Annotated in this window: 11 protein-coding genes, 1 tRNA gene and 1 pseudogene; 7 read left to right on the top strand and 6 right to left on the bottom strand. The window is 58.6% G+C overall.

The window, feature by feature from the left end; translation table 11 throughout:
• Positions 1-263: 263 nt before the first annotated feature.
• The 3 genes and pseudogenes from ACZRN6_RS07945 to ACZRN6_RS07935 all read right to left on the bottom strand — a co-directional run bounded on the left by ACZRN6_RS07945 (position 264) and on the right by ACZRN6_RS07935 (position 4,085).
• Positions 264-2,636, bottom strand: a pseudogene (locus ACZRN6_RS07945) (TOTE conflict system archaeo-eukaryotic primase domain-containing protein).
• Positions 2,637-2,832: 196 nt separating this feature from the next.
• Complete coding sequence (locus ACZRN6_RS07940; RefSeq protein WP_080932528.1) at positions 2,833-3,108, bottom strand: hypothetical protein; 276 nt, start codon at positions 3,106-3,108, stop codon at positions 2,833-2,835.
• Positions 3,105-4,085, bottom strand: coding sequence for an integrase domain-containing protein (locus tag ACZRN6_RS07935; protein ID WP_320401901.1), 981 nt, complete (start codon positions 4,083-4,085; stop codon positions 3,105-3,107). The genes ACZRN6_RS07940 and ACZRN6_RS07935 overlap by 4 nt, the downstream gene beginning before the upstream one ends.
• 1,145 nt (positions 4,086-5,230) lie before the next feature.
• On the opposite strand from ACZRN6_RS07935, the gene ACZRN6_RS07930 reads away from it, so the two are divergent.
• Positions 5,231-7,219 (top strand): RNA-binding domain-containing protein, encoded by a 1,989-nt coding sequence (locus ACZRN6_RS07930; RefSeq protein WP_122252000.1) that lies wholly within the window; start codon positions 5,231-5,233, stop codon positions 7,217-7,219.
• A gap of 9 nt (positions 7,220-7,228) precedes the next feature.
• On the opposite strand, the gene ACZRN6_RS07925 is transcribed toward ACZRN6_RS07930, so the two are convergent.
• Both ACZRN6_RS07925 and ACZRN6_RS07920 read right to left on the bottom strand, forming a co-directional pair.
• Positions 7,229-8,551: a tyrosine-type recombinase/integrase gene (locus ACZRN6_RS07925; protein WP_122251999.1), complete on the bottom strand. Its 1,323-nt coding sequence runs from the start codon at positions 8,549-8,551 to the stop codon at positions 7,229-7,231.
• Between the two features lie 171 nt (positions 8,552-8,722).
• A tRNA-Thr gene (locus ACZRN6_RS07920) sits at positions 8,723-8,798 on the bottom strand.
• 226 nt (positions 8,799-9,024) lie between these two features.
• Here ACZRN6_RS07920 and ACZRN6_RS07915 point away from each other — a divergent pair.
• A complete protein-coding gene (locus tag ACZRN6_RS07915) occupies positions 9,025-9,435 on the top strand; it encodes a hypothetical protein (RefSeq protein WP_464007638.1) in 411 nt (136 codons plus the stop codon).
• Between the two features lie 137 nt (positions 9,436-9,572).
• Here the strand turns inward: ACZRN6_RS07915 and ACZRN6_RS07910 are convergent, their stop codons facing one another.
• Positions 9,573-9,809 carry a DUF2790 domain-containing protein gene (locus tag ACZRN6_RS07910; protein ID WP_464007637.1) on the bottom strand — a complete coding sequence of 79 codons (237 nt, stop codon included), beginning with the start codon at positions 9,807-9,809 and terminating at the stop codon, positions 9,573-9,575.
• 690 nt (positions 9,810-10,499) lie between these two features.
• On the opposite strand from ACZRN6_RS07910, the gene bcsQ reads away from it, so the two are divergent.
• From bcsQ to ACZRN6_RS07885, 5 genes are read left to right on the top strand one after another with little or no spacing between them, the layout of a single operon-like run.
• On the top strand, positions 10,500-11,483 hold the full coding sequence (bcsQ, locus tag ACZRN6_RS07905) for a cellulose biosynthesis protein BcsQ (RefSeq protein WP_464007676.1): 984 nt from the start codon (positions 10,500-10,502) through the stop codon (positions 11,481-11,483).
• Entirely contained in the window at positions 11,480-13,699 is a 2,220-nt protein-coding gene (gene bcsA / locus ACZRN6_RS07900; RefSeq protein ID WP_464007636.1) for a UDP-forming cellulose synthase catalytic subunit, read from the top strand. The genes bcsQ and bcsA overlap by 4 nt, the downstream gene beginning before the upstream one ends.
• Positions 13,696-15,954 (top strand): cellulose biosynthesis cyclic di-GMP-binding regulatory protein BcsB, encoded by a 2,259-nt coding sequence (bcsB, locus tag ACZRN6_RS07895; RefSeq protein WP_464007635.1) that lies wholly within the window; start codon positions 13,696-13,698, stop codon positions 15,952-15,954. The genes bcsA and bcsB overlap by 4 nt, the downstream gene beginning before the upstream one ends.
• Positions 15,951-17,147 carry a cellulose synthase complex periplasmic endoglucanase BcsZ gene (bcsZ, locus tag ACZRN6_RS07890; RefSeq protein ID WP_464007634.1) on the top strand — a complete coding sequence of 399 codons (1,197 nt, stop codon included), beginning with the start codon at positions 15,951-15,953 and terminating at the stop codon, positions 17,145-17,147. The genes bcsB and bcsZ overlap by 4 nt, the downstream gene beginning before the upstream one ends.
• Positions 17,129-20,980, top strand: a complete 3,852-nt coding sequence (locus ACZRN6_RS07885) for a cellulose biosynthesis protein BcsC (protein WP_464007633.1) — start codon at positions 17,129-17,131, stop codon at positions 20,978-20,980. The genes bcsZ and ACZRN6_RS07885 overlap by 19 nt, the downstream gene beginning before the upstream one ends.
• The last annotated feature ends 8 nt before the right edge of the window (positions 20,981-20,988 follow it).

The following is a 20,988-nucleotide window of genomic DNA, read 5'->3' as shown; positions in this document are numbered from 1 at the left end:
ACAAAGCCCCCGCATTTCTGCGAGGGCTTCGTTTTGTATGGTGCGGCACCAGGAGTCGAACGATTTCATAAGTTATTGAATTAGCTAATTAATACTTAAAGGCCTGTGCGATTCTACCTCTAAAACTACCTCAAGGTCCTCGTACGCCTGAGGATCTTGCTTGAAGTGACTAACCGCGAAGGGCCGGAGTTGCCCCCACAGCGGTCGGTTATTCGTCTATGAGAGTTGGGCCGTTGATGTGTCAACTGTCAACCACGTTAGAATTAGAGTAGGTCCATGGTGGTCATGGAATCAGCCATGCGGTAGCCCATCGCCTTGTAACCCGCCTGGCGCTTATCCCACATCCTCATCAGCGCGACATTACCCTCGTCAACAAAGTCGATCACTCGCACGTCGGCCTTATCGGCATGTGATCGATGCAACCGCCCCGCATATTGCTGAAGGATTCCCTTCCATGAGATGGGCATTGCCAGCACCAGCGTGTCCAACGGTGGATGATCGAAGCCTTCACCTACTAGTTTTCCTGTTGCCAACAGCACTCGTGGAGCATCGGGGGGAAGGGACTCAAGCTCATGCATACGGGAAATCCGCTGCTTCTTAGGCACTCGCCCATGAAGCGTGAAAAGGTTATGCACGCGCTGCTTCAATTCTAATTCGAGGGCATCCACATGTTCCGTCCGCTCTGTTAGCACTAGGATTTTCCTACCCTCGTTGTACGCCAGCTCAATCTCCGAGACGATTTTGGCTGTCCGCTCAGAGTCGTCGACTAGACGCCGAAAAACGTCCTGAATCCCAAAGCCGTCGGGGACCACTATTGGTTTGGGCAGCAATCGAGGCACGACAGATAGGTCATGGGGCGCACTCGCTGGTCGAGCAGCAGAATGTCGGATCGGTCCGCACTGCATGAAAATAATAGGCTGCTGCCCATCTCGGCGTACTGGGGTTGCTGTGAGTCCCAATACGTACCGCGCGGTCGCGCTCCTCAGTAGTGCCTCGAATGACACTGCTGATAGGTGATGACACTCATCAACGATGATCTGGCCGTAGTTTTTCACCTGATCGCTGATCTCGCCTTTTCGCGATAACGACTGCATTACGGCAATGTCGATGATGCCTGTAAGCTTCGCTTTTCCGCCCCCAAGAGTTCCAACGACACCATTCCCGACTCCCAAGAACACCTGCAAGCGCTCTTGCCACTGCCTTAACAGTTCCGTCCGATGCACAAGCACCAACGTGTTAATGCCACGTGCGGCAATCAACGCAGCAGCACTCACCGTTTTACCGAAAGCTGTCGGTGCGCAGAGGATACCGGTGTCATGACTTAGCATTGCGCTGACAGCAGCCTCTTGGTCAGAACGCAGGGTCCCGAGAAAGCTCACGTCGATGGGGTCGCCCGCGAAGCGTTCGTCTTTAAGAATAGGGGTAACCCCGTTTTCCTCTAAAAGCTCCAGCGCAGCATCCAAACAGCCACGTGGTAACGCAATATGTTTGGGGAAGTTCTGGGCACAGCCGATAATCCTTGGCTTGTTCCACACTGACATGCGCATGGCCTGAGCTTTGTAGAACTCAGGATTTTGAAAGGCAGCGAGCCGGACAAGCTGGTTTGCCAATGGCTGTGGCAATTCCGACTTTTCAAAGTAAATTAAGTTAGCCAGCGTGATGTTGACAGCAGCAGGCAACGGGCATGTCAATTTACGTGATCTCGATTCACGATCTTTCCAAGGTTCTGCATCACCTTCGTCATCGACATAGGCGACCCCTAGAGGGTCCCGATTACCCATCGCCTGCATAATAACGGGCTGGATATCTTATGGACTCATGCGCTGAATCGATGCCAGGAAGGCCCATTGATCAGGATGAGGCTCAAGCGAGTCGTCTACAAAAACGCTATTGTTTTGGGCCCTGGCCCGCTTTTGTAAAGGGAGCGCGATGAGATTTCCAAAGCCGCCTTTGGGCATATAGTCCTGGTTTGGAAACAGTCGATCATAGGAGCTGAGCGCCAACTGGCGGGTGCGCTCACAGGCATGACTGATGATTGCAGCACCGAGGCGGCGCGCATCGCAGGCAGGAACATTACGCTTAAAGAAAATCCAGCCATGAGCCCCTTGGCCTGAGCGCGATATTTCCAGCGCCACCGGGACGTTCAGCTCATGGCATGACTGCACAAAAGCTTTGGAATCATCACGCCATTCGGCCTCATCGAAGTCGACTGCCAAAAAATAACAAGTGTCATCAGAGAGTAGGGGGTAGATACCAACGACCACTTCGCCCGCCAGATGGCGATAGACCACCTCATCGGTCAGCGGAAGCAGCTGGCGGTTACCGCAGTCGCCACATTTAATTCGTGGCTTCTCACAAACGCCAGGCCTCCATTCGTTTGCGCAAGCGGGTGCGTATCCTGATTTGCCTGCCTTGCTTTCCCAGCGGATGGGATAAACGTCCGTCCTACCACGAAACAAGCTTCGGAATAGGGCAAGCTTTCCATCAGTATCGAGTTGCTGTGATTGTTCTGCTTGGACAATCACTATCTTGACTGGCTCAGCAGGCGGGCGCCATTCGATGCCATGAGCATCCAGCAAGGCAACCAATCTTGCATTCTCAGCCCTTAGCTTCGCCACCAGACTAGTGTCTATCACCGCCTTCAGCCTCTACGTCTCAGGTGAAGCCTGTAGCCTCGAGCTACAACCCTCAGTCCATCAGTAAAACATAGAGGTTATCAAACAACAGAGGTTAGGTTCAGGGGCTCAAGAGGCCCGCCCTAATCCCAATCAAATCGTTGGCTGGCTCAATCTGCCAGTTAGGGATACAGAGCGCGCGGTTGCTGGCATTTGGCTAACGTTGAAAATTCCAGGATTTTCCTAGGCGCAGAGTGATCAGGCTTGTGGTCAGCAGGTAGTAGTAGCGCGTCGATTTCGAGTTTGAGTTCATGTGGTGGTTCAAAAACCAAACGAGATGCTTTCTTTGCCATGTCCATGGATTATCTCGGTTCCAGCGTTCAGAAATGGCTGCTTGAATAGTCTTGGCCTGGCGGATGTGACGTTCGCGTGTGGCATGTGCTCCAGTCAGTGCCCCAGCCAAGAAGATCTCCATATCGAATGGTTTATTCATACCCGACCACCGATGTACGCCGATACCACGTCGATTCGACCGTGTCCCAGCTCATAGCTGATTTGTAAGCGTGCCTCTCGATCAAGGCGTGGATCGAGGCGCCTGCACCTGCCACCGTTGATGGGCGCTAGGTGATGGGTGATCTGCTCATAGCGTTCGCATGCATAAGCCGCGCGCAATTCGTGGAAGCCTTTGAGGTTGTGCTGATGGAGGATGCTCCGTGCGGGGCGGACGATTCCCTGTTGGAAATCAAGGTAGCTTTCGTTCGGAGCAAGCAGGTTGCGGCTACCGTCGGGCGAGGCCTGTTCGGCAAACCTCAGTGCGTCACGAACATGATCATCTACCGTAATCCAACGAGGTCCCGATGCACCTGAGCGGCCACCTTTGGTGCCATCCTGGATGTTAACTCTGCCAAGTTGCTCTGTTTCACGTTGCAATCGAGGCAGGTCGGCCAAAATGGCCTCGCGCATACGCATGCCGGTGGCTCGCGCCAACTGCGCGATGGCCGCGGCGCGCGGCATTTGGTGTTCGCAGAGCACGTCGACGATCCGCTTCACGTGTTCGGGGTCTTGGCCTTGTGGCTGCGAGCGACGAACACTGGTGCGCCGCATTCCCAGCGCCTTGCTCGGGCTAGGCACTTTCACATACTGATCACCGCGAAGCGCCGCCATTGTTCGGTTCACGCTGGACAATCGGTTTTGCGCGGTGGCGATGCAAATAGCGCCTTGTTCAACCTGGTGACGCAGATGTCCGGCATAGTTCAGCAACGTCTGCCGATCAATCTGCCGCGCATCGTTAAGCCCTGGCCCATCTTCCGACCGACACCACCGTACAAACGCCTGCCATCGATCACTGTGCGCTTTGACCGTACCGTAATGTCCGCCGCCAAACAGGTCCCGCAATGCCTGCGGCCCGGCATAGCTCAGTTGCCGACCATAGCCAAAATTGCGTCCATCTCGCCTGCCCACCAGTGCCATGATCAAACTCCTCCCGAAGCCAAACCTTTGAAACTTCCCCACGTCATCCCGCCACGAATGTTGAGTGCTATCAGGGATCAAGGCCCCTGCGACTTGTGAGGTTTGTCCACTAACGCGGGATTGGCGGCTCCTTACGACCGGGAGCTTGGGCATCTCATGATCTGGCCTCCTGAGCACTTCCGAAGAAGTGGGCGGGTGGAGGCTGCACTGGCTGACGAGACCAATGCCGCGAGATCCTGAGTCGGGTGAAGGCAGCGATGCGATGACCGGGGCGTGCCTGACTGTCAGTCAGGTGCAGTCCATTCCCTGGGTTGCGGCACCATCATCTGCATCGCTGTTGCTGGTGATCATTCGGTGTTTGTCACGCCGATTGTCACGAGGGGAAATGCCGCAATGCCTTGTACGAGTTGGGCTGCAGCAGCGATAGGAGCGCCCGTCTCTTTCCGGGAGAAAGAGACGGGCGCAGGTTGGCGCAATGAAATGGCCAAGCGGATAGGTTGCTGCAGGACAGCTACGAAGGGGTGTGAGTTGCCGCATTGGGCACACTGGTAAAAGTAGGCATCCATCACATCGCTGTGACCGTGCGAGCCGCCGGACGCTAATCGCACTTTGGGGGAACCACCATGGTGTGGCGTAGCCTTAAAGGTTCTGGCTACCTGGGTTGCTGTCAACGACAGCGCTTGCCCGATCTTTTCTACGCCTGTGGATAATTTGGGTCAAGGCTCGAATTATCGGGAGTTCTGCGGCTGTGGATGAAATTATCCACCAGAGGAAATCAGTAGTTTTCCACAGACAGTTTGCGTGGGCTTTAGATTTTTTAAATGAGGTCCATCCAAACAGGGCGGCTTTGCCGCCCTGTTTGGATGGACCCGCGTGGACAAGCGGATCATCGAGATTTCGAGAACGTACGCTTACTTTGCTGCGCCGCGATTGGCTTTTGTCGGTGTGACGTTCTGTGCAAAGTCGTGAGGAGTGACATCCTCCTGCTGATTGGTGACTGGAAATCGGCTCCACCAGTTCATGATCAGTCTCCGCTCGTCGAGTTGCGTGCGACTATGGAAGACTGAGTACAATCCTCGCACGTATGTCTTTTCTTCGACCTTTTGCAGCTACTTGAAGCAGGCTGATCATTTAGGAAGTCTTTGATGTCACTCAATCCCCACACCCTTGAAGACCTGCCCTCGCTGGTTGAATCTGTCGAGCTCGAATGCAAGCTTGCTCAGGGGCAGGATGGGAAGGGAGAGTTGCCTAAGGATTTCTGGTTAACCTACTCCGCTTTTGCTAACACTCAGGGTGGGGTAGTACTGCTTGGCGTGCGCGAGAAGGATGGGCAGTTCAGCGTTGCAGGCCTATCAAATATCGAGAAAGTACGTACTGACCTGTTCAATACCCTCAACAATCCGGCCAAGGTCAGTGTCAATCTGCTGACTGACCGGGAGGTGGTCGTCAGAGAGCTGGAGGGCAAGCAGGTACTTGAAGTGAAAATCCCGGCGGCTTCGCGTAAGCAGAAGCCGGTATTTCTCAATGGTCAGCCGCTAGGTAACACTTATCGTCGATTACATGAGGGTGATCGGCGTTGCTCTGAGGAAGATGTTCGCCGCATGTTCGCAGAGCAAGTGGAGGACTGTCGGGACGAGCGGATTTTGCCGAATTACGACTTCGCGGACATTGATCCGGACAGTCTGCGTATCTACCGCCAGATGCTTAGCGACATAAAGCCAGGCCATCCAGCGCTGGAGCACCAAGGGATTGAGTTTCTCCGACAGATAGGAGGTTGGCGTAAGGACCGCGCGAACGGAGTCGAAGGGCTGACTCTGGCAGGTTTACTAATGTTCGGACGCTGGCTTTCGATCCAAGAGAGTGTGCCGCATTACTTTGTGGACTATCAGGAGCGGCCGCACGCCAAAACAGAACTACGTTGGGTGGATAGACTCGTCCCTGATGGAACCTGGTCAGGAAATCTGTTTGATTTCTACCGGCGGGTTTATCGCAAGTTGGTTGAGGACCTAAAGGTACCGTTCGCTCTCAAAGGTGATCAGCGCCAGGATGACACACCGGTACATGAAGCTCTGCGCGAGGCTTTGGTTAATACCTTGGTCCATGCCGACTATACCGGGCGGGTTTCTGTGTTAGTCGTGAAGCGTCCTGACTTGTTTGGCTTTCGCAATCCTGGCGGCTTACGTTTACCCCTTGAGCAAGTGTTGCAAGGTGGTACCAGCGATTGCCGGAACAGGCTAATGCACCAAATGTTTCTTCTTATCGGTCTTGGCGAGCGTGGTGGTTCTGGGGTTCCAAAAATCTACAGCGGGTGGCGCAGCCAGCATTGGCGACCTCCAGCCCTTTATGAAAAGCCCGAGCCCGAGCAAACCCTTCTTGAGCTTCGCATGTTGGACTTGCTTCCTGAAGGGGTGGTGGAGCAGTTACGAGAGCGATTTGGGGTTCGTTTCGAGAGCTTGGAACATACTGCCAGGTTGATTTTGGCCACGGCCGCGATTGAGCGGGTGGTCAGCCATAATCGTCTCCTTGAGATTTGTGATACTCATGCTCATGACTTGAGCCAACTGCTTGCGCGGTTGGTACGCGAGGGATTCCTTGTGCCCGACGGGCGCTCACGGGGCATGATTTATCACCTGCCAGGTGAGCAACTGCCTACGCCGGAGCAAGTGTTCGCAGGTCCGCTACAGAGCTCCGAACATTACGCCGGCAGCTCCGAACATAACAGGGCTAGCTCCGAACATAACGCAGGTAGCTCCGAACATAAGGTCGAGCTGGATATGCAGCGAAACGATGATGGCTGCTTGTTGAGCGATCATATTGACGCGCCGCTGATCGATGCTTTGGACAGGCTTGATGCAGGGTTTCGAGAAAAGCTCGAAATACTGGCTGAGGAGCCGCGCAATCGAGAGCGCATGCAAAAGGATCGTATGCAACAGGTGATTATCACCCTATGCAAGGAGCACTATCTGACGCTCAACGTGTTGGCTAATTTGGTAAAGCGCAGTCCAGATGCCCTCCGTCAGCAGTACCTGAATGGAATGGTGAAAAGTAGGCAGATTCAGTTGGCATTTCCGTCCAAGCCGACTCATGAAAGGCAGGCGTACAAAGCGTACGTTGGTGGGCAGGACGAGGAGTAGGCTAACGGCCTACTCCCTCAAGCGGCTTTTCGCCTTGAGCCGCGTGACGTTCGTCCCGGTCTGGTTTGCAAACTCGTGTGGAGTGACATGCTCCTGCCGGTTGGCCTCTAGGTACCGGCTCCACCAGTTCATGATCAGCCTACGCTCCTCGATGAACTCAGCCTTGTGAATGTAGGCGGCGCGGACGTTGTTGCGTTCCTTGTGGCTCATCTGCCTTTCAATGGCGGTCTCGGACCACAGTCCTGACTCGATCAGTGCGCTGCAGGCCATCGAACGAAACCCATGCCCGCAGATTTCGGTTTTGGTGTCATAGCCCATTTTTCTGAGTGCGCTGTTCACCGTGTTTTCGGACATGGGCTTCCAGGGCTTGGCATCGCCTGCAAACACCAGGTCGAATTCGCCGGTGAGGGCGTGGATCTGTTCAAGCAGGGCCACGGCTTGCGGCGATAAGGGTACAAGGTGGATGTCCCCGGCCATCTTCGTACCCCTTGTTGAAAAAGGTACTCCGTCCAACGCGGGTCGAGTGTCCGGTATCTCCCAGGTGCCGCGCTTGAGGTCGAACTCGCTCCAGCGGGCGAAGCGCAGTTCGCTGGAGCGGACGAACACATGCAGCGAGAGCATGACCGTCAGCCGAGTAAGTGCGCGGCCTTTGTAGGTGTCGATATGTTCCTGCAATTCAGGCAGACGCGATAACGGTAGAGCGGGGCGGTGAACCACTCTCGGGGCTTTGATCAAGCCTTCAAGGTCGTAGGCAGGGTTTGCGGTGATCTGCCGAGAACGCTTTGCCTCGCGCATGATGCTTTGCAGGTAGTTTTGTACCCTTAAAGCGACGTCAATCGTGCCGCGCTTCTGGATCGCTTCTAGAGGCTGCATCAGGTCATGGGTGTCCAGATCGACAATAGAGCGAGCGCCGATCAGCGGGAAGACATGGGTTTTGAGGCGGCTCAGAACCGTCTTTGCATGACCCGGTGCCCATTTGGCAGACATCGCTTTATGCCAGTCCAGTGCGGCGCTTTCAAATGTTCGGCCTTTGATTGCGGCCTGCGTCTTGGTTTGGTGTTTGTTCTCTATGGGGTCGATGCCTTCCGCCAACATCTGCTTGACCGCCAGACGCTTGTTGCGCGCATCGGCGAGGCCGACCACGGGATAGCTGCCGAACGAGGTCAGTCCTTCGCGTCCATCAGGTTTGACATACCTGAGACGCCAGCCTTTACGGCCATTGGGTTGGACTAGAAGGTAGAGGCCGTCGCCGTCGAAAAGCTTGTAGGCGCGGTCGGTGGGCTTGGCTGAGCGGCAAGCCGAATCGGAGAGTGGAGCAGTGGTGCGCGACATAAGGGTACTCCCCCTTTATCGAATTACCTTACCCCTAACATTACCCCTAAAACAGTTGGAATCCACCAGTTTCTGACGGAAACCGATGGAACCCCAAAACGAAAAAACCCGCCAGAAGGCGGGTTTTTCGGGGGTTCCAGAGATTTTGAAAGCCTTCTCTGGAACCTTGTATGGTGCCGGCACCAGGAGTCGAACCCGGGACCTACTGATTACAAGTCAGTTGCTCTACCAACTGAGCTATACCGGCGTGTTAGGGCGACGATTATAGCGATTGGAAAGCATCTGTAAACCCCTGAATTCTGACTATTTTTGCAATCGCCCGGGTTTTCTTTGCTTGGCCTCGTTTCAACCACCCCAACCCCGCAAATCCCGTGCGCTGGATCACTGGAAATACCCTTCGCCTAGTGGCAACATGCCATCCATTGCGGGCCCTTGTTAGGGCGTCCCAAGGATGAAATAGAAGGAAGCACCACGTGAAACGGATTATCTCCCTGGCCCTTTTGGTCCTGGCCGCCACCCTCAGTGGCTGCGCCGCCAACAAGCCAGTCAATGACCCCGCCTTGGTCGGCCAATGGAAAGGCCTGCGTGCAGAAAGCGCCAAATGTCAGTTCCTGTCCTGGAACAATAACCTCAAGCCCGATGGCCGCTTCACCATCACGTTTTTCCGTGATGCGCAGCAAACCCAGCCGATTCAAACCGAAAACGGCACCTGGTCCGCGACCAATGGCAAGAATGAGTTGAGAACCGATGGCGTGCGTACGCCGGATATCTACACCTACAAGATGGTCGACACTGACACCGTTCATTACGTGAGTGTGGCGGCGGACCCGGCTGGCGATTGCCAGGCAGAGTATGAGTTCACCGAGCACCGTATTCGCGGTTAAAGCCATTTAGCTGCAGATGAGATTTTGTGGTCAGGGAGCTTGCTCCCGCTGGAGTGCGCAGCGCTCCCTCTGTTTTGGGGCTGCTTCGCAGCCCAGCGGGAGCAAGCTCCCTCGCCACAGGTTTGTCGTTCGCCTTATTAGCTGCCTTCGTTGCATGAATCTGCAAACTTCATGTAGTCAAACACTCGCTTATTCCCTTGGGAATCGAGGTAGGTCAGCCGCGCATTTACCACGCCGCAGGCCGCGCCACCATCGTCCACGGTCGACAGCACTCGCTGCACATCCGGCTTTTGGCGGGCCTCGGCCTGAGCCGAAAAAGCGGCAACGTTGAGCAAGGCAAGCAGGCAACTGGCGATGAAGGGTTTGCGGTTCATGGTGGTGTCCTCGGGGGTCAATAGGCGGTGTGTTTCGTTGGAGCCTATTGAGCGACCAGAAGGTATCCGGCCTGTGTCATGCACCCCGGCTTTTTGCCTCGGAATGTGTTGAAAGGGGAATTGCATACAACTTGATACGCAAATAGGACCATTAGAGGTTTTAGTGAGCGAGATCGACTTACTTAGATTTTATCGACATAACGGTCATCGTTTTTACCTTGAATAAGGCGATTCTTGCCGTATTCTGTTTCGAAATATTAAGCGTCATATTAATAGCGGAATCGTTTAAGCCCTTTGTCAGGGAGCAATAAGGATTAATTAGTTAGTTGATATTGGGTTCGTCAGTCGAGCCCATTTTCTGTCTGGTAGGCCAGGAAAATAGCGACAGAAATAGCTTAACCTTTTGATCTGTAAGTGAATGTCAAAAACGCCAAAAAACAGTCAAAAAAACGACGCCATGCCACTCGTCGGAAAGAATTAGTCTAAAAGCATCAAAATACTGACACCATCACTTTGATATCACAGAATGCCGCCTGCCAACACATAACTAGAAAAACCAAGGTCAGCCAACGCGCTGACCTTTTTATCGCCTTTAAAGCGTATTAAGTGGGAGGGCCGTGGGTGAGTCGCGCAGACGATATTTCAAAACTATTCAATAAGCTGGGCGCCAATCCAAATGGCTACCGGGAGATGCAGGCCGTCCACGATTATCTTGAAGATGACGTGGTCGTTGAGCGTTTCGACGCCTTGCCCACCCCAACCCAGGCCGCATCTGCGGTCGTACTCGATGAGCCGCCGTCGGCGCCTTTGCTGCGCTTGCTCGAAGAGCTGACCCATGCCGAAGCCGATCATGTGCAACCGCCCGAAGTGGTGGAGGGGCCGACCGGTGAGGTGTACTCGGATCAATCGTCGCCCAAGGTGATCGTGGTGGTCTCGCTCAAGGGTGGTGTCGGTCGCAGTACGCTGACTGCCGCCATCGCCAGCGGCTTGCAGCGTCAAGGTCGCCCTGCACTGGCGCTGGACCTGGACCCGCAAAACGCCCTGCGTCATCACTTGTGTCTGGGCCTGAATTTACCCGGCCTCGGCGCGACGAGCTTGAGCAATGAGCCCTGGGATGGCCTGGTAGAACGCGGCTTCGCGGGTTGCCGCTTGGTAGCGTTCGGTGACACCGACAACGACCAGCAGCAGAACCTCAACCGCTGGCTGGGGCAGGACGTCGAGTGGCTGCCCAAGCACCTGGCCGGCCTGCGCCTGAACGGGCAGGACACCGTGGTGATCGACGTGCCGGCTGGCAATACGGTGTACCTGCGTCAGGCCATAGCCCTGGCCGATGTGGTGTTGGTGGCCGTGCAGGCGGATGTCGCCTCGTTCAGCACCCTGGCCCAGATGGACAGTGTGCTGGCGCCGTACCTTGAGCGCGAAAAACCGCCACAGCGTTACTACGTGATCAACCAACTCGACGGCGCCCACCGCTTCAGCCTGGACATGGCCGAAGTGTTCAAGGCCCGCCTCGGCAATGCTCTGCTCGGCACGGTGCACCGTGACCCGGCGTTCAGCGAAGCCCAGGCCTGTGGCCGCGATCCTCTCGACCCTACCGTCAACAGTCTCGGCTGCCAGGACATTCATGCCCTGTGCCGCACGCTGCTCGAACGCATCGATTCGGACCTTCCATGACCGACACTACGTCCTCCACGCCTCACACTCCGGGGCGCGCTGAACAGCGCCTAGACGCCGCCATTTCGCGCTTCAACCGCTGGCCCGACGCGCTGCGCAAAGTGCTGGTGGTGGTCAGTTGCGTGATCGGGACCATGCTGTTGGTGAGCATTGTCAGCGCCCCGCTGGACCTCTACAGCCAATGCCTGTTTGCCGCCGTGTGCTTCCTTGCGGTGCTGGTGCTGCGCAAGATTCCCGGGCGCATGGCGATCCTCGCGCTGGTGGTGTTGTCGCTGGTGGCGTCGCTGCGCTACATGTACTGGCGGTTGACCTCTACCCTGGGCTTTGAAACCTGGCTGGACATGCTCTTCGGCTACGGCCTGGTGCTCGCCGAGCTGTACGCGCTGGTGGTGCTGATCTTCGGCTACGTGCAAACCGCCTGGCCGCTGCGCCGCGAGCCGGTGTGGCTCAAGACAGAACCGTCCGAGTGGCCCACCGTCGACGTGTTCATCCCGACCTATAACGAGGCATTGAGCATCGTTAAATTGACCATCTTCGCCGCCCAGGCGATGGATTGGCCCAAGGGCAAGCTGCGCGTGCACGTCCTCGACGATGGCCGTCGCGATGATTTTCGCGATTTCTGCCGCAAGATCGGCGTGAACTACATCCGTCGCGACAACAACTTCCACGCCAAGGCCGGCAACCTCAATGAGGCGTTGAAGGTCACCGATGGCGAATACATCGCGCTGTTCGACGCCGACCACGTGCCTACCCGTTCCTTTTTGCAGGTCAGCCTCGGCTGGTTCCTCAAGGACCCCAAGCTTGCGATGTTGCAAACGCCGCACTTCTTCTTTTCGCCCGACCCGTTTGAAAAGAACCTCGACACCTTCCGCGCCGTGCCCAACGAGGGCGAGTTGTTCTACGGCCTGGTGCAGGACGGCAACGACCTGTGGAACGCGACTTTCTTCTGTGGCTCGTGTGCGGTGATCCGCCGTAAGCCGTTGCTGGAAATCGGCGGCGTGGCCGTCGAGACCGTGACCGAAGACGCCCACACCGCCCTCAAGCTTAACCGCCTGGGCTACAACACCGCCTACCTGGCGATCCCGCAGGCGGCGGGCCTGGCCACCGAGAGCCTGTCGCGCCACATCAACCAGCGCATCCGCTGGGCGCGGGGCATGGCGCAGATTTTCCGCACCGACAACCCGCTGCTGGGCAAAGGCCTGAAGTGGGGCCAGCGCATCTGCTACGCCAACGCCATGCTGCACTTCTTCTATGGTTTGCCGCGCCTTGTGTTTCTGACCGCACCGCTGGCCTACCTGATTTTTGGCGCGCAGATCTTCCACGCCTCGGCGCTGATGATCGTCGCCTATGTGTTGCCGCACTTGGTGCATTCAAGCCTCACCAACTCACGAATCCAGGGGCGTTTTCGCCACTCGTTCTGGAACGAGGTCTACGAGACCGTGCTGGCCTGGTACATCCTGCCGCCGGTATTGGTCGCGCTGGTCAACCCGAAGGCCGGTGGCTTCAACGTCACCGACAAGGGCGGGATCATCGACAAGCAGTTCTTCGACTGGAAACTTGCAAGGCCGTACCTGGTACTGCTCGCGGTGAATCTGGTCGGCCTGGGCTTCGGTCTCTATCAGTTGATCTGGGGCGATGAGTCCACCGCGGTTACCGTGGCGATCAACCTGACCTGGACCCTCTACAACCTGATCATCACCAGTGCTGCGGTGGCGGTGGCTTCCGAGGCGCGGCAAGTGCGTTCCGAGCCGCGGGTCAGCGCTAAATTGCCGGTCAGCGTGATCTGCGCCGATGGCCGTGTGCTCCAGGGCATGACCCAGGATTTCTCACAAAACGGCTTCGGCCTGATCCTCGCCGACGGGCACGAAATTGCCCAGGGCGAAGCGGTGCAGCTGGTGCTGTCGCGCAACGGGCAAGACAGCCTGTTCCAGGCGCGGGTGGTGTTCAGCAAGGGCGCGCAGATTGGCGCGCAATTCGATGCACTGTCCCTGCGCCAACAAAGCGAACTGGTACGCCTGACGTTTTCCCGCGCCGACACCTGGGCCGCCAGTTGGGGCGCCGGCCAACCCGATACACCGTTGTCTGCCCTGCGTGAAGTCGGTGCCATCGGCATCGGCGGCCTGTTTACCCTGGGCCGCGCCACGCTGCATGAATTGCGTCTGGCCCTGCGCCGCACTCCCTCACAACCGCTCGATACGCTGATGGACAAGCCATGACTTCCACACTATTTGCCCGCCCGCAGTCGCGCGGTGTGCTCGCGCTGATGATCGCTTCGCTGCTGGGCCTGGGCTCGCAGGCGCAGGCCGCTGCACCCGCCGTTGCGGTGCAGAGCACTGATGACGGTTACAGCCTGACCCTCAAGCAATTGGGCCGTCGCGACACCATGAACCTGCAAGGCGTGGAAGCGTCCGACAGCGTCAACTTCGACATCCGTGCCGATGAGGTGGTGAAGGGCGCGCAACTGTTGCTCAAGTACAGCTACTCGCCGGCGCTGCTGGCGGACCTGTCGCAGATCAACGTGCTGGTCAACGACGAAGTCGCCGCCAGCCTGCCGCTGCCCAAAGACGGCGCGGGCATCCAGCAGGAAAAGCTGGTGCAAATTCCGGCGCACCTGATCACCGAATTCAACCGCTTGAGCCTGCAGTTCATCGGCCACTACACCATGTCCTGTGAAGACCCGCTGCACAGCAGCCTGTGGGCCAAAATCAGCAACAACAGTGAGCTGAAAGTGCAGGTGCAACCGATCGTCTTGAAAGACGACCTGTCGGTGCTGCCGCTGCCGTTCTTCGACAAGCGTGACGCGCGCCAGGTCAGCCTGCCGTTCGTGTTTGCCACCGCGCCCGACAACGCCGCGCTGGAAGCCGCCGGTGCACTGTCGTCCTGGGTAGGCGGCATGGCCAGCTACCGCGGCGCGACATTCCCCACTACCCTCGGCGAGATCCCGGCCAAGGGCAATGCCATTGTGCTGGTGCAAAGCACCCAGGCCGTGGACGTGCACGGTGTGGCCGTGCCTGAGCCTAAAGGGCCGACCCTGACCCTGATCGCCAACCCCAACGACCCGAATGGCAAGCTGCTGATCGTCTCCGGCCGTGACGGCGCTGAACTCAAGCGTGCCGCCACCGCCGTGGTGTTGGGAAACCCGGTGCTGACTGGCAACAGTGTGGTCATCACCAAGCTCGACACCCTGGCCCCACGCACGCCGTACGACGCGCCGAACTGGTTGCCCAGCAACCGCCCGGTGCGCCTTGGCGAGCTGGTGGAGCTGAAAAAACTCAACGTCTCGGGCTACAACCCGGGCCCGATCAGCGTCGACCTGCGCCTGCCGCCCGACCTGTTCAACTGGCGTGAAGAGGGCGTGCCGCTCACCGTCAAATACCGCTACACGCCGCAGCAGGTGTCCACCAACTCCTCCTTGCTGATTGGCCTGAACGACCAGTTCATGAAGTCCGTCGCGCTGCCTTCGGTGACCAACCTGGGCGGCGGGCAAAGCCTGCTCGACCAGCTCAAGAAAGACGAAACCCTGCCCCGTGAAGTGATGACCCTGTTGCCGATCAGCTCGGCTTCGCCCAAGTCCAAGCTGCAACTGCGCTTCATGTATGACTACATCAAGGAAGGCGAATGCCGGGACATCATCGTCGACAACATGCGCGGCGCGATTGACCCGGATTCGAGCCTGGACCTGAGCAGCTACCAGCACTTTATTGCCATGCCGAACCTGGGCGTGTTCAACGACTCCGGCTTCCCGTTCACCCGCCTGGCTGACCTTTCGGAATCTGCCGTGGTGATGCCGGATAACGTTGGCACCGATGAACTGAGCGCTTACCTGACCGTGATGGGTCGCTTCGGCGAGTCCACCGGCTACCCGGCCACCGCCGTCAAAGTGGTGCAGGCCAAGGACGTGCAAAGCGTTGCCGATAAAGACTTGCTGGTGCTCGCCACCGGCGGCAACCAGCCGCTGTTGCAGCAATGGCAGCAGTACCTGCCGGCCACCAGTGACGGCCCGCAGCACCACTTCCTGCTGTCTGACCTGCCACGTTATGTACGCAGCTGGATCAGCCCCGACGCCGCAGCCAACCAGCACCCGGCCAACGCCGGCATCACCTTCAGCGGCTTGAGCAGCAGCACCTGGTTCGCCGGTTTCCAATCGCCGCTCAAGGCCGGGCGCAGTGTGGTGCTGATCGCCAGCAACCAGCCTCAGGGCCTGCTTGAAGCGACCTCGGCGCTGATTGGCGGTGACGACTACAAAGATTCGATCCAGGGCAGCCTGGCGGTGGTGCAGGGCACGCAGATCAGCTCGCTGGTTGCAGACCAGCAGTACTACGTCGGCAACCTGAACTACTTCAAATTCATGCAATGGCAGCTGTCCCAGAACCTGGGCTGGATGCTGGCGATTACCTTCCTCGGCTTGTTGGTGCTGACCTGCCTGATCTACCTGGCACTGCGTGCCCGTGCAAAACGGCGGTTGGCATGAGCCCTTTGCGTAGCGCGATTCTGGCTGTGATGGGTACGGCAATGTTTGCCGGTGCAGCCCAGGCGCAGACCTGTGATTGGCCGCTGTGGCAGAACTACGCCAAGCGCTTTATCCAGGACGATGGCCGGGTGCTGAACTCGTCCATGAAACCGACGGAAAGCAGCTCGGAAGGGCAGTCGTACGCGATGTTCTTTGCCTTGGTCGGCAACGACCGGGCGACCTTCGACAAGCTCTGGACCTGGACCAAGGCCAACATGGCGGGCGCCGATATCGGCCAGAACCTGCCGGCCTGGTTGTGGGGCAAGCGCGACGACGGCAAGTGGGGCGCAATCGACCCCAACTCCGCCAGCGACGCCGATTTGTGGATGGCTTACGCCTTGCTCGAAGCGGCGCGTGTGTGGAATGCACCGCAGTACCGCAGCGACGCGCAACTGGTGTTGGCCAATGTTGAACGCAACCTGATCGTGCGTGTGCCGGGCCTGGGCAAGATGCTGTTGCCGGGGCCGGTGGGCTATGTGCATTCAGGTGGCCTGTGGCGCTTTAACCCAAGCTATCAAGTGTTGCCACAACTGCGCCGCTTTGCCAAAGAGCGCCCGAACGCCGGGTGGAACGAAGTGGCCGAGAGCAACGCAAAGATGCTCGCCGACCTGCCGAGCAATCCCCACGGCCTGGCGGCTAACTGGGTGGCTTATCGCGCGACCAGCGCGACCACCGGGCTGTTTATCGTTGACCCGTTTTCCGATGACCTGGGCAGCTACGATGCGATCCGCACTTACCTCTGGGCCGGCATGACCGCCAAGAGCGACCCGCTGGCCGCGCCGATGCTCAAGGCGTTGGGCGGTATTTCCCGCGCCACCGCTTCGTCGGTCAGCGGTTTGCCGCCAGAGAAAGTCCACGTGCTGACCGGCGAAGTGGAGAAAAACAACGGCTACACGCCGATGGGTTTCTCGGCTTCCACCGTGGCGTTCTTCCAGGCCCGGGGTGAAACCGCCCTGGCGCAACTGCAAAAGCAGAAGGTCGACGACGCCCTCGCCAAAGCCCTCGCGCCTTCGGCACCGGACAGCGCCCAACCGATTTACTACGACTACATGCTCAGCCTGTTCGGCCAGGGCTTTGCTGATCAAAAGTACCGTTTCGAACAAGACGGCACGGTGAAATTATCCTGGGAGTCAGCATGCGCCGTCACACGCTAGCCATTGCGATTCTGGCCGCCCTGGCTTCCAGCGCCAGTTTTGCCGAAACCACTGACCCGCAAAGCCTGCTGATCGAGCAGGGCTATTACTGGCAGTCGAAAAAGAACCCGGAACGCGCCCTCGAGACCTGGCAGAAACTGCTGCGCCTGAGCCCCGACCAACCGGATGCGCTGTACGGCATCGGGCTGATTTCGGTGCAGCAACAGCGCCCGGCCGAAGCGCAAAAGTACCTGGCCCGCCTGCAGGCGTTGAGCCCGGTGCCGCGCCAGGCCTTGCTGCTGGAGCAGGACATCACCGTTAACATTCCGGCCAACGCCAAGCTGCTGGAACAGGCCCGCGAGTTGGGCGAGCCCGAAGAAGAGCGCGAACAAGCGGTGGCGTTGTATCGCCAGATCTTCCAGGGGCGCGAGCCTCAGGGCCTGATTGCCCGCGAGTATTACAACGCCCTCGGCTTTACATCCAAGGGCACGAACGAGGCCATCGCCGGTTTGCAGCGCTTGTCCCGCGAGCGGCCGAATGACCCGATTGTGGCGCTGTTTCTGGCCAAGCATTTGGCGCGTAACCCGGCCACCCGTGCCGACGGCATTCGTGCCCTGGCCAAGCTGGCACCGAACAACGACGTGGGCGGCAACGCCGATGAAACCTGGCGCTTTGCGCTGATCTGGCTCGGCCCGCCGAAGAGTGACCAGGTGCCGCTGTTCCAGCAGTTTCTTGCGGCGCACCCGGACGACACCGAGATCCGCGCGCTGATGAACAAGGGCATTGCCCAAGGCAAGGGCGGCGCCGCTTGGCAGCGTGATCCGCAGATGACCAAGGCATTCAAGGCGCTGGATGACGGCGACCTGAAAACCGCCGAACCGCTCTTGGCAGCGCGCCTCAACCAAAAATCCAACGACGTCGATGCCCTTGGCGGCATGGGCGTTCTGCGTCAACAGCAGCAGCGCTTCACCGAGGCCGAAAGCTACCTGGTGCAGGCCACCCGTTTGCCGGGTGGCGCGGCGTGGCAGTCGGCGCTCAATGATGTGCGCTACTGGAACCTGCTCAACCAGGCCCGTGACGCCCAGCGTGGCGGCCGCACCAGCCAGGCTCGCGAGCTGGTGGCCCAGGCCGAACGCCTGAACCCTGGCCAGCCCGGCGCTGCTGTGGCGCTGTCGGGTTTCCAGGCTCAGGACAATCAGTTCGACGCGGCCGAAGCCGGCTACCGCAAAGTGCTGGCGCGCCATCCTGGCGACCCGGATACCCTGAGTGGTTTGATCAACGTGCTGTCCCAATCGGGGCAGCCGGAAGAAGCCTTGAAGCTGATCGATTCGGTATCGCCCGCCGAGCGCGCCAAGTTCGCGCCGAGTGTGAAAATTACCGCATTGCGTGCTACCCAAGTCGGCAAACTGGCCGAGCAACGGGGCGATTTGAAAGCCGCGCAAGCCGCCTACAAACAAGCCCTTGATGCCGACCCGGAAAACCCGTGGACGCGCTTCGCCCTGGCGCGCATTTACCTGCGCGACGGCCAGATTCGCAACGCCCGGGCCTTGATCGACGGCTTGCTGGCCAAGCAACCCAACCAGCCGGACGCGCTGTACACCAGCACGCTGTTGTCGGCCGAGTTGGGCGAGTGGAAGAAAGCCGAAGAGACCCTGGCGCGTATCCCGGCCGGGCAACGTACCGCGGACATGAACGAGCTGGGCATCGATATCGCGCTGCACAAGCAGACCGACATCGCCATCGAAACCGCCCGCCGTGGCCAGCGCCCGGAAGCCCTCGCGCTGCTGGGCCGCAGTGAAGCCATGACCCGGCAGAAGCCTGAGCGCCTGGCGATTCTGGCGGCCGCTTATGTGGAAGTCGGGGCGACGCAGCAAGGCCTGGATATCATGCAAAAGGTTCTGGATAACAATCCGAACCCGACCATCGACCAGAAACTGCTGTACGCCAACGTGCTGCTCAAGGCCAACCACTACACCGAGGCGGGCGACATCCTGCGCGAAGTGCAGGGCCAGCCGTTGAGTGAAACCGGTCGCCAGCGCTACGACGATTTGATCTACCTGTACCGGGTCAAACAGGCTGACGCCTTGCGTGAGAAAAACGACCTGGTGGCGGCCTACGACATGCTGTCGCCGGCCCTTGCCCAGCGCCCCAACGATGCAATGGCGGTAGGTGCCCTGGCGCGGATGTACGCGGCCAGCGGCAACAGCAAAAAAGCCATGGAGCTTTACGCACCGCTGATCCAGCAGAACCCGAACAACGCCCGTCTGCAACTGGGCCTGGCGGATATCGCACTGCAAGGCCGTGACCGTGGCCTGGCAGAAAGCGCCAGTGACAAGGCGCTGGCGCTGGAGCCGGGTAACCCCGAGATCCTCACGTCGGCGGCACGTATCTATCAAGGGCTGGGCAAAAACAACGAAGCGTCTGCGTTGCTGCGCAAGGCGCTGGCGATTGAGAACAGCCAGAAGAGCCAAACCCAATTGGCCCAGGCCGGTTCCCAAGGCGTGGCTTACAACCCCTTCGTAGGCTTGCCGGGCCAGCGTCGCCAGGTCACCGACCTGACCGTCGCCGGTGCGGTTCCGCCGCCGATTGATGCACCGGCCAATGTCGTGCCGGAAAATGCCTTGGCGACCTCCGGACGTTCGGTGCCGAACAACTTGAATGAGCCGTTTAAGGCGCCGTCGAGCATTGCTTCGCTCGACACTGCCAACCTGAGCCCGGCACGTCGTGCGCTGGATACGATCCTGCGGGATCGTACCGGTTACGTGGTGCAGGGCTTGAGCGTTCGTAGCAACAACGGTGAAAGCGGCCTGAGCAAAATCACGGATGTTGAGGCGCCGTTCGAGGTTCGGATTCCGGTGGGTGATCTCAACGTTGCCGCGCGCGTGACGCCGGTGCACTTGAGTTCAGGCAGCGTGAAAACCAACTCCGCCACACGGTTTGGTGGTGGCACCAATGACCCGGCTGGCTCGCAAAGCGACACCGGCGTCGGCTTGGCCATTGCCGTGGAGAACCCGGATGAAGGCCTCAAGGCCGATATCGGCGTCAGCCCGCTGGGCTTTCTGTACGACACCATCGTCGGTGGCGCCAGCGTCTCGCGGCCGTTCTCTCAAGGTTCGAACTTCCGCTACGGCGTCAACGTTTCCCGGCGCCCGGTCACCGACAGCGTGACCTCCTTTGCCGGTTCTGAAGACAAGCGTACCGGCGAGAAATGGGGCGGCGTGACCGCCAACGGCGGGCGTGGCGACCTGAGCTACGACAACCAGAAGCTGGGTGTGTATGGCTACGCCTCGTTGCACGAGATGCTGGGCAACAACGTCGAAGACAACACCCGCCTGGAACTGGGCAGCGGCATCTACTGGTACCTGCGCAATACCCCGACCGACACCCTGACCCTCGGTATCAGCGGTTCGGTCATGGGCTTCAAGGAGAACCAGGGTTACTACACCTACGGCCAGGGCGGTTACTTCAGCCCGCAGCGCTTCTTCTCCCTGGGTGTGCCGGTGCGCTGGGCGCAGAGTTTTGATCGGTTCAGCTACCAGATAAAAAGTTCGGTGGGCATCCAGCATATCGAGCAAGATGCGGTCGATTATTTCCCGGGGCATGACCAGCTCCAGAGTGACCGGGGCGATCCGAAATACGCCAAGGACAGCAAGACCGGCATCGGCTACAGCTTCAACGCCGCCGCCGAATACCGCCTCAGCTCGCGCTTTTACCTGGGTGGCGAAGTCGGTCTCGACAACGCCCAGGACTATCGCCAGTACGTCGGCAACGCCTACCTGCGCTACCTGTTTGAAGACCTGAGCGGGCCTATGCCCTTGCCGGTCAGTCCGTACCGTTCCCCTTATTCGAATTGATTGATAGG

It is taken from the genome of Pseudomonas sp. A125, from assembly GCF_055409485.1.
The sequence above is the reverse complement of the archived record's forward strand: the minus strand, read 5'-3'. Positions and strand labels throughout refer to the sequence as shown.

Excerpts from the sequence above, each read along its gene's own strand:
- ACZRN6_RS07940 (WP_080932528.1), bottom strand. The coding sequence starts at position 3,108 with ATGAATAAACCATTCGATATGGAGATCTTCTTGGCTGGGGCACTGACT.
- ACZRN6_RS07935 (WP_320401901.1), bottom strand. The coding sequence starts at position 4,085 with ATGGCACTGGTGGGCAGGCGAGATGGACGCAATTTTGGCTATGGTCGG.
- ACZRN6_RS07930 (WP_122252000.1), top strand. The coding sequence starts at position 5,231 with ATGTCACTCAATCCCCACACCCTTGAAGACCTGCCCTCGCTGGTTGAA.
- ACZRN6_RS07925 (WP_122251999.1), bottom strand. The coding sequence starts at position 8,551 with ATGTCGCGCACCACTGCTCCACTCTCCGATTCGGCTTGCCGCTCAGCC.
- ACZRN6_RS07910 (WP_464007637.1), bottom strand. The coding sequence starts at position 9,809 with ATGAACCGCAAACCCTTCATCGCCAGTTGCCTGCTTGCCTTGCTCAAC.
- bcsQ (WP_464007676.1), top strand. The coding sequence starts at position 10,500 with ATGCAGGCCGTCCACGATTATCTTGAAGATGACGTGGTCGTTGAGCGT.
- bcsA (WP_464007636.1), top strand. The coding sequence starts at position 11,480 with ATGACCGACACTACGTCCTCCACGCCTCACACTCCGGGGCGCGCTGAA.
- bcsB (WP_464007635.1), top strand. The coding sequence starts at position 13,696 with ATGACTTCCACACTATTTGCCCGCCCGCAGTCGCGCGGTGTGCTCGCG.
- bcsZ (WP_464007634.1), top strand. The coding sequence starts at position 15,951 with ATGAGCCCTTTGCGTAGCGCGATTCTGGCTGTGATGGGTACGGCAATG.
- ACZRN6_RS07885 (WP_464007633.1), top strand. The coding sequence starts at position 17,129 with ATGCGCCGTCACACGCTAGCCATTGCGATTCTGGCCGCCCTGGCTTCC.